The sequence below is a fragment of the Ensifer sp. Root31 genome (genome assembly GCF_001424825.1).
Taxonomy (GTDB): Bacteria; Pseudomonadota; Alphaproteobacteria; order Rhizobiales; family Rhizobiaceae; genus Ensifer; species Ensifer canadensis.
Genome location: NZ_LMCO01000041.1, coordinates 24,509 through 32,553 on the forward strand (window position 1 = coordinate 24,509; position 8,045 = coordinate 32,553).

Sequence of the window (8,045 nt, forward strand, 5' to 3'; positions counted from 1 at the left end):
CTCCAAACTCGAACGCCACGAAAGGAAACACCGTGGAACAACTGGATAAAGGCGCGGTCGAAGCCGTCGCCAAACTCGCCAAGCAGTCGGAGATGAAGGTGATCTCGATCACCCTGCCCGAGAAGATCAACGGCCTGCCGGCTGCCATCCCTGCCCTCGTGCATCCCGATAGCGGCCGGGTCATCGGCCTTCACGATCAGCTGGCACCCTGGCGCACCCGTCCGGAGCGCAAGGTGGGCACGGCTCGCGCCGAGACACTCGAATCCTTCATCGAGCTGATCCTGCGCCACAAGCAGGACAACAGCGTCATCTTCGCGCAGACCGACTGGCAAAAGCCGGCCCTGACGGCTGTGATCGACTACCACGACGCGAACGGCCCGGATAACGGCAAGCACCGCATCCACTACCAGTTCCCGCTGTCCGAGGAATGGAGAGCATGGCTGGGGGTCGATGGCAAAGGAATGAACCAGGCGGTGTTTGCCGAGTTCATCGAAGATCACATTGCAGACCTGTCGTCGCCCGATCTCAATGAGGCAGAGGACTTCGAGCGCATGTTCGGCGCCAAGGTCGGCTTTCCCAATGACATTGTGCTCCTGTCACGCGGCTTGCAGGTCAACGCTGAGACCCGCGTCAAGCAAGCTGTGAAACTGCAGACGGGCGAAAGCCAGATCATGTTCGAGGAAGATCACAAGAACGCCAGCGGCGAGCCGCTGACTGTTCCCGGTGTCTTTATCCTGCAGATCTCACCGTTCTTCATGGGCGAGCCCACCCGCATTCCGGTGCGCCTGCGCTACCGTCTGCGCGAGGGCGCCTTAACGTGGATTTGCCAGCTCTACCGGCCGGATCGTTACATCACCGACCAGGTGCGCTCTGACCTGACCCGCGCCGCCGCCGAAACGGGCCTGCCAAAGTTCGAGGGCGCGCCCGAGATGTCCGCCGGCTGATTAGCCGTCGGCAATAGGGCGGCTACGGCCGCCCTCACCCCTTTCTCACAATTGAACCTGACCGATTGAGGATAGAGCCATGTCCGCAAGCAGCATCGCCGTGCCCGAACGCACGAGCGCATTCCCGGCAAACCTGACGCCGACAGACATTGACCGCATTCGCCGCATGGTACTTGCCGGCAATTCGACCGCCGAGATCGCAGTAGCCTTCAACACCACCGAGCGCCGCGCAGAAGTATTCCTCGCAGTGCGCCGCCCCCGCTGGCTGCGCAACCGCAACGAGGGCCGCATCGAGTTTCTCACCGGCAAGACGGTCATCTATCGCTGGCGCTCCCGCAAGGACGGTGGCGCCGACGTTCGCCCGTTTTCCGTCGCGGCCATCTCCATGCACCGGGCGGCGCTGGAGAAGCGGACATGAGCGAGACCGCGAGCGCCACTCTCCCCCTGTTCCGCGTCTTCTTTCACGGCGGGAAAACCATCGTGCTCACGGCCGGCAACTCGATGCTGGCCGAACAGAAAGCCCGCGTCGCCAACCCCGGCGGCTTCGTCAAAAAGATCAACCTCGTGAAGGAGGCCAGGAAATGAGCGCAGCAATGCTTGAAGCCACCGCCATCCAGCACGCCTGGCAGGCACTCGTTACCGACCAGGGCGAGCCCTTTGCCGCATTCGTGCGCGGCCACGTGAACCCTTTCACACTCGCCGGCGACGCCGAGGAGGCCATCGTCAAAGCCTTCAACGACCTGTCGCCGGCATTCGCCACCGACGCACGCGAGATCATCGACGAAGCCGGCGGCGCCGTCCTCACTCAGTTCTGGCTTCGCCCGGTCGATGACGTCGAGGCCGGCGACCCGGAAGCCTTCTTTCTCGTCGCGACCGCAGACCAGCGCCGCGCCTTCCCCGTAACCGGCGTGAGGTTCATGTAATGAGCGAGCTTCAGCCGTTCCGCATCCACTTCCACGACCCGGATCTTCTGCCGCTGGACATCGAAGCGCCCTGCGTTGCCGATGCCCGCAAGGTCGCCATCGAGCGCCGCAACGTCACCGAAGGCGCTATCCGCAAAGTGAAGCTCATCAGGGAGAAGGCCAATGGTTGATCCCGCTATCCCTCAGTTCGCCCTCTCCATCCGCCAGCCGTGGGCATGGTGCATCCTTCACGCGGGCAAGGATATCGAGAACCGCTCCTGGCGCACCCGGTTCCGTGGTTCGATCGCGCTGCATGCAGCCAAGGGCCTCACCAAGGCTGAGTTCGCAGACTGCCTCGCCACGGTGCACGAGATCAGCGAGACGCAGCCCTTTCCGCCGGGCACGACCATGCCCGCACTCGCCGAACTGCCGCGTGGCGGCATCGTCGGCGTGGTCGATATCGTCGATTGCGTCAGCCAGTCCGAAAGCCCGTGGTTCTTCGGCAACGACACCGGCGCCTATGGTTTTCAGCTCGCCAACCCTCGCCCCGTCGAGTTCATCCCGGTCACCGGCGCGCTCGGCATGTTCAATTGGCGGCAGAACCTGAAAGGCCCGCACCGATGATCGCCGCTGCCATCGCCTACTTTTTCGCGCTCATGTTCTTCGCGGCCGGCATCCTCGCCATGTTCCAGATCGGCCGAGGCCAGATCGCAGCCAACGACAAGAACGCTCACATATGGGCAGCCGTCGCTTGCATCGTGATCTCGTGGTGCGCCGCCTATGTTGGGGGCATCTGATGGGCGAACAGAACCGCACCAACCGGCGGCGCCGGGAGAGATACCAAAAGGCGATCCACCGGGCCGGCTTCTTTCAGGCGCGCACCAGGGCATGCCTGCTCGCGCAAACGTTCGGCGCAGATAAGGCGCTGATCGATGCCCTGAAAGAGATGGAGCCGATCGACCGCGTCATCAAAATGGGGGTTACGATCGCGACCGCCCCTGAGCCGGTTCGCCTTCAGCTTTCGAGGTCGAAGGGCTTCAACCTTCAGCGCCATAGCGTCGAGGCAAACGGTCTGCCGGCGTTCAACGTCGCGCGCCCGTCCAGATACGGCAATCCCGTCACGCAACAGGACTTCATAGATCTGCAGGGAATATGGAAAGAGATGGGTCGCAAACCCATCGAGGGCACGTGGCAGCAGCACGCTGTCCGCTGCTTTGACGCATGGCTCGGAGGCGAGATCGCAGAAATGGGAAAGCCGCCGACAGCGGCGGAGATCCGGCGCGAGCTGAAGGGCAAGAACCTCGCCTGCTGGTGCAAGCCCGGTGAACCCTGCCACGCCGACATACTGCTCGAAATAGCAAACAGCCCGGCACGCGAGGAGATGCAGGGGTGACCAGCCGCATCTCCCCCAAGGTGACCGAGGATGACCTGCGCGAGGCAATGGCCAACTGCGCGCTCATCATGGAGCAGGAAAGCTGGGGCGATAAGCTCTGGCCGATCTTCGAGCGGTTAGAGCGCGAGCTGGAGGCGATGCGCAGCAAGACTGACAGACTGGCCGCTGCGCGCGCCTTCAGCCGAGAATCGAAGCATCGAACGGAAGCACGATCTTAAGCATCTGATCGCGGCGCCACGACAGCTCGCCGCCATCGCCGTAGTCGGGCCGATCGGTATCGTGCCCCAGAATTCGCCGGCGGAATTCATCGTCAAAACCAGCCTCCAGCATTCGCTTCTCATAGGCATGACGAACCGAGTAGACGCGGTGGTTTGCCGATGGCAAAAGTTTGTGGTCTCTCAGATAGTTCATAAGCGTCGCTGACAGATTGGTTTCCTTGTCGAAGTAACGCGGGAAACCGGTTTTAGCGCGCTTCATCGCCTCCAGAGAGACGCCAACCAGCGGCACATCACGGACACTGTTTTCAGTCTTCACCTTCCGGTCGGGCCGGTAGATTATCTGCAGGTAAGGCACCGGAGCGTCGAGGTGGATTTGAGCGGGCGTCAGATTGCAGATCTCCGAAGGCCGGCAACCGGTCTCGATCATCGTCAGCAAGATCAGCCTGGCTTCACGGTTCAAGCTCTTGAGGCTTCCGGCCGCGAGGAAGCTTTTTTCCATGAAGGCTTGTGAAAACGGCAGCACCTTCAGCTTCAGGCTCTTTGGGTCGCTGAATGAAAGGTCATCAAAGGGGTTCTTGATGTCGAGCGCGAGATAGCGGGTGTATTCGCGAAACAGCTTGCGGATATTGCCAAAGCTGCGATTGGCCGTATTGCCCGAAAGCTTCTTTGGGGCCGCCGCAGCCTTTCCGTCCTTCTCTGCTTCCGGCTGGGGCTTCGCGCCTTTTTTTCCGGCCGCAATCTTCTCTCGCCACCAGCGATGATATTCAATCGCGTCGACGCGGGTGAGATCCAGAAATGTCTTGTTGCCCATCGCCTCGATGAAGCGTTCGGCTGCGGCGAGTTTCACCTTCCGCCACGACTTCAATTGCGCCGGGCTCATCCCAACGGTTTCTTCTAGTCCGATCTCGTCGACATAAAGCTTCATGACCTTGCGGACAGTTAGCTTTGGCTGCCCTTCAACACCGAGCACAGCTTCGCGGTCACGCGCTGGCGCCGCCGCTGCAACGGCCAGCCGCTGCACGACTTCAGCAATCGGTGCGCTGTCGGCGATATCGACGACACCTTTGTATTCAAACCCCAGAGCGACCGCCCTCGCCTTAGCGGCTTGGTATCGAGTGTGCGTGTTATCTTCCGGGTGCTCGTGACTAAGGCCCAGCCAGAACAGATCGTCGGCCCGCTCAAGTGCGTCGCGACGGAGCTGGGCCACATCCAGCGAAGAAGTTTTCAAGGAGGCTTGGATCAGTCCCCGGCCGTCGATATGGGCGAAGTTCGCGGGCACGCGGCGTATGTAATGCCACTTCGAGCCTCGCGGCTTCAGATAGCGCATTGGGTCGCGAGCGATGACGACGGCTGACTTTTTACGATTGCCCACGGCGATCCTTAAGGGAGGCTTTGTGGTGCAATCTGTAGTGCAGAAAAGGGGAAAACGTCAATTCCCCCCGAAGGGGAATGCCTATTTGTATGGGAAAATCAAATAGATGACCCTTAGGTCAATGGTGCGGTCGAGAAGACTCGAACTTCCACGGGTTGCCCCACAGCGACCTCAACGCTGCGCGTCTACCAATTCCGCCACGACCGCATCGTGGTAGGTGCCGAATTGCTCCGGCGGGGCTGCATGTAGCAAAAGCCTCTGGGGTGCACAAGGGCATGACGACAGAAATTTGACGGGAAAAGAAACTATTTCAACAGCCTCCCCGCGAAGCCCTGCAAACGCTGGACTCTTGTCGCGCGCCGTCCCATGTACAGGGGATCAAAACAGGAATGCAGACGGAAATGCAGCGCGAAAATCTGAGCCAGGACATGTTCGCCCCCCCGGAATCACCCCCGGTTCGCTGGCGGATCGCCCATCACCTCGTCGATTATCCACAGGCGGTTGAAACGATGGAGCGCGAAGCGGCCGCCATTGCCGCCGGCACCGCCGACGAGCTCGTCTGGCTGGTGGAACACCCGCCGCTCTATACCGCAGGCACCAGCGCCGACGCGGCAGACCTCGTGATGCCCGATCGGTTCCCAGTGTTTGCGACCGGCCGCGGCGGTGAATACACCTATCACGGCCCTGGCCAGCGGGTGGTCTATGTCATGCTGGATCTCAAGCGTCGGCGACAGGACGTGCGGGCGTTCGTCGCCGCGCTGGAAAGCGTTGTCATCTCGACGCTTGGTTCGATGAACGTCAAAGGCGAACGCCGAGAGGATCGCGTCGGCGTCTGGGTTCGCCGTCCGGAGAAACCGTCACTTCCGGACGGGTCTACGGCTGAAGACAAGATCGCGGCGATCGGCATTCGCCTGCGCCGCTGGGTGAGCTTTCACGGTTTCTCGCTCAACGTCGATCCGGATCTCGACCATTTCGGCGGCATCGTGCCCTGCGGCATCCGCGGCTACGGCGTCACCAGCCTCGTCGATCTCGGCCTGCCGGTGATGGTGCCGGATGTGGACATGCGCCTGCGCGAAGCCTTCGAAACGGTCTTCGGCCCGACCCGCAACGACCAAGCCTGAATTTGGGACTATTAGGAAGAGGGATGTTTCAGGGCGCTTCGATGAAGCGATCCCTGGCCCGTCGTTCGCGCCAGATCATGAAAAGTCCTGACACGACGATGATCGCAATCCCCAGCCATTTCGAGACCGATGGAAAATCTCCGAAGATGAGATAGCCAAGCGCTGTCGCGGTGACGATCTCGAAATAGGCAAACGGCGCCAGCAGGGAAACGGGTGCCGCCTGGAAGGCCTTGACCACCAGGAGGTGGCCATAGCCCGAAAGCGAGCCGAGGATGACGACGAGCGCCCAGCCGAGCGCGGTCTTTGGCAGAGACGGCTCGAAGTCCGCGACACCCATTTGATCGCCGATCGCAATCACCCCCACCATGAACAGCGTTCCGCCGATACCGGCAATCGTCTGCATCGTCAGCGGGCTGTCGGCCGTTCCGACGGCCCGGTTCAGCAGGAGATAACAGGCAAAGACCGAGGCACAGGCGACCGGCAGCAACGATGTTGCGCCGAAGACGGCGAAGCTGGGCTGAATGACGATCATTGCACCGGCAAAACCTACGGCAATTGCCAGCCAGCGGCGCCAGTCGACCTTCTCGCGCAGGATCAGCGCGGACAGGCAGGTCAGGATGAACGGCTCGACGAAATAGATCGCGAACACATCGGCGAGCGGCATGTATTTCACCGAAATGAAGAAGAACAAGGCCGCCGCCGCCAGAAGAACGCCGCGCAGCAGGTTGAGCCAGAGCCTTTTCGGGCGCAGCGCCCGCAGACCACCAACGGTAATGAGCAAGGGCAGCGTGGCGACAAGCTGGAAGAAGAATCGATAGAACGTCACCTGTGCCGGCGCCATGCCCTCGACGACAGCCATGTACTTGGCGATCACATCCATGCCTGGCAGGATGATCATGGCAAAGAGCATGATGGCGACGCCCTGCATTACCGTGTTCTGGGGATTGGCTGCTGTCGATGCAGACGCGGTCATGGGCTTGTTCCGATTGGGCTGCGCCACTTTAGAACGTTCGCAGCACTTTTCAACGCATACGGGTACGACACGGTAAGACATGTTTCATGGTCGGAGCCGCTTTTGACCGTGTTTTTGCCGCTGCGGGGTGGTCCCTGACGGGCCGAATGCCTATAAGCTCATTTCATCTTCCGCCCCGGAGGAGAAGCGCTCTTACTTCTCTGATCAGAAACCGGGACCTTTGAACGTGACCGTGGCAAAGGAGATATCCATGCGCTTGTCCACCGAAACGATGATTGCTCGCCTGCGCGACACCGGCGACGGAGATACGTTGGGCGGGCGCATCTGGCGCGCGCGCGACGCGGCCAACCTCTCGACCAAGGACCTTGCCGATCAGCTCGGCGTCAGAGTGGAAACGGTTGCCGCCTGGGAGCGCGACCGTGCGGAGCCGCGCACCACCCGCCTGTTCATGCTCGCCGGCGTGCTCGGTGTTACGCCCGCCTGGCTGATCGCCGGCATGGGCCGCGCGCCGGATGATGAGACGAAGACCGTTTCGAGCGAGAGCCTTCGAGAGCAGCTGGCTCTCGTCAAGAAATTGCACGAACAGACTGGCAGGGCCATTGCCGCTCTTGAGATAGAGCTCAATCGCGTTCAACAGACTATTCGTTAGTTCATTGCCGATTCCAACGGGCGACATTGGCCGTTCTGTCGATGCCACCCGAAATCATTGTTAGTTCAAGGAGAAAATAGATGGATGTACGCGCCGCCGTCGCCGTTCAGGCCGGCAAGCCGCTGGAAGTGATGACCGTTCAGCTCGAAGGCCCGCGGGCCGGCGAGGTTCTGATCGAGGTCAAGGCGACCGGCATCTGCCACACCGACGATTTCACGCTTTCCGGCGCCGACCCCGAAGGTCTGTTCCCGGCGATCCTCGGCCATGAGGGTGCCGGCGTCGTCGTTGATGTCGGCCCGGGCGTGACCTCGGTCAAGAAGGGCGACCATGTCATCCCGCTCTATACGCCGGAATGCCGGACCTGCCCGTCGTGTCTGTCGCGCAAGACCAACCTGTGCACGGCGATCCGCTCGACCCAGGGCCAGGGCCTGATGCCGGATGGCACCTCGCGCTTTTCGATCGGCAAGGACAAG

At 61.4% G+C, this 8,045-nt stretch carries 14 protein-coding genes and 1 tRNA gene; 12 read left to right on the forward strand and 3 right to left on the reverse strand.

Going from position 1 to position 8,045, the window contains the following annotated elements:
* Window positions 1-32 precede the first annotated feature (32 nt).
* From ASD00_RS28270 to ASD00_RS28295, 9 genes are all read left to right on the forward strand, one after another.
* On the forward strand, window positions 33-944 hold the full coding sequence (locus ASD00_RS28270; RefSeq protein WP_057210510.1) for a DUF2303 family protein: 912 nt from the start codon (window positions 33-35) through the stop codon (window positions 942-944).
* 79 nt (window positions 945-1,023) lie between these two features.
* The gene (locus ASD00_RS28275; RefSeq protein WP_057210511.1) at window positions 1,024-1,362 is read left to right on the forward strand and encodes a hypothetical protein; all 339 of its coding nucleotides are present in this window, start codon (window positions 1,024-1,026) and stop codon (window positions 1,360-1,362) included.
* Window positions 1,359-1,529: a hypothetical protein gene (locus ASD00_RS40460; protein ID WP_156585837.1), complete on the forward strand. Its 171-nt coding sequence runs from the start codon at window positions 1,359-1,361 to the stop codon at window positions 1,527-1,529. The genes ASD00_RS28275 and ASD00_RS40460 overlap by 4 nt, the downstream gene beginning before the upstream one ends.
* Window positions 1,526-1,867 carry a hypothetical protein gene (locus tag ASD00_RS28280; protein ID WP_156585839.1) on the forward strand — a complete coding sequence of 114 codons (342 nt, stop codon included), beginning with the start codon at window positions 1,526-1,528 and terminating at the stop codon, window positions 1,865-1,867. Before ASD00_RS40460 ends, ASD00_RS28280 begins: the two co-directional genes overlap by 4 nt.
* A complete protein-coding gene (locus ASD00_RS41035; protein ID WP_164474999.1) occupies window positions 1,867-2,037 on the forward strand; it encodes a hypothetical protein in 171 nt (56 codons plus the stop codon). The genes ASD00_RS28280 and ASD00_RS41035 overlap by 1 nt, the downstream gene beginning before the upstream one ends.
* The gene (locus tag ASD00_RS28285; RefSeq protein WP_057210515.1) at window positions 2,030-2,470 is read left to right on the forward strand and encodes an ASCH domain-containing protein; all 441 of its coding nucleotides are present in this window, start codon (window positions 2,030-2,032) and stop codon (window positions 2,468-2,470) included. Before ASD00_RS41035 ends, ASD00_RS28285 begins: the two co-directional genes overlap by 8 nt.
* Window positions 2,467-2,643, forward strand: a complete 177-nt coding sequence (locus ASD00_RS40465) for a hypothetical protein (protein ID WP_156585841.1) — start codon at window positions 2,467-2,469, stop codon at window positions 2,641-2,643. The genes ASD00_RS28285 and ASD00_RS40465 overlap by 4 nt, the downstream gene beginning before the upstream one ends.
* Window positions 2,643-3,239 carry a DUF4326 domain-containing protein gene (locus ASD00_RS28290; protein WP_057210517.1) on the forward strand — a complete coding sequence of 199 codons (597 nt, stop codon included), beginning with the start codon at window positions 2,643-2,645 and terminating at the stop codon, window positions 3,237-3,239. The genes ASD00_RS40465 and ASD00_RS28290 overlap by 1 nt, the downstream gene beginning before the upstream one ends.
* Window positions 3,236-3,457, forward strand: a complete 222-nt coding sequence (locus ASD00_RS28295; protein WP_057210518.1) for a hypothetical protein — start codon at window positions 3,236-3,238, stop codon at window positions 3,455-3,457. The genes ASD00_RS28290 and ASD00_RS28295 overlap by 4 nt, the downstream gene beginning before the upstream one ends.
* Here the strand turns inward: ASD00_RS28295 and ASD00_RS28300 are convergent.
* Together ASD00_RS28300 and ASD00_RS28305 are read right to left on the reverse strand one after the other, a co-directional pair.
* Entirely contained in the window at window positions 3,417-4,829 is a 1,413-nt protein-coding gene (locus ASD00_RS28300; protein ID WP_156585843.1) for a tyrosine-type recombinase/integrase, read from the reverse strand. The genes ASD00_RS28295 and ASD00_RS28300 overlap by 41 nt on opposite strands.
* A gap of 122 nt (window positions 4,830-4,951) precedes the next feature.
* Window positions 4,952-5,036 (reverse strand) — tRNA-Leu (locus ASD00_RS28305).
* A 194-nt stretch (window positions 5,037-5,230) separates the two neighbouring features.
* Here ASD00_RS28305 and lipB point away from each other — a divergent pair.
* Window positions 5,231-5,950 carry a lipoyl(octanoyl) transferase LipB gene (lipB, locus tag ASD00_RS28310; protein WP_038576894.1) on the forward strand — a complete coding sequence of 240 codons (720 nt, stop codon included), beginning with the start codon at window positions 5,231-5,233 and terminating at the stop codon, window positions 5,948-5,950.
* 28 nt (window positions 5,951-5,978) lie between these two features.
* On the opposite strand, the gene ASD00_RS28315 is transcribed toward lipB, so the two are convergent.
* The gene (locus tag ASD00_RS28315) at window positions 5,979-6,923 is read right to left on the reverse strand and encodes a DMT family transporter (RefSeq protein WP_082523756.1); all 945 of its coding nucleotides are present in this window, start codon (window positions 6,921-6,923) and stop codon (window positions 5,979-5,981) included.
* 250 nt (window positions 6,924-7,173) lie between these two features.
* Between ASD00_RS28315 and ASD00_RS28320 the strand changes: the two genes are divergently transcribed.
* Both ASD00_RS28320 and ASD00_RS28325 read left to right on the forward strand, forming a co-directional pair.
* Window positions 7,174-7,572 (forward strand): helix-turn-helix domain-containing protein, encoded by a 399-nt coding sequence (locus ASD00_RS28320; protein ID WP_025426701.1) that lies wholly within the window; start codon window positions 7,174-7,176, stop codon window positions 7,570-7,572.
* 80 nt (window positions 7,573-7,652) lie between these two features.
* On the forward strand, window positions 7,653-8,045 hold a 393-nt coding region (locus ASD00_RS28325), incomplete at its 3' end, for an alcohol dehydrogenase catalytic domain-containing protein (RefSeq protein ID WP_156585845.1).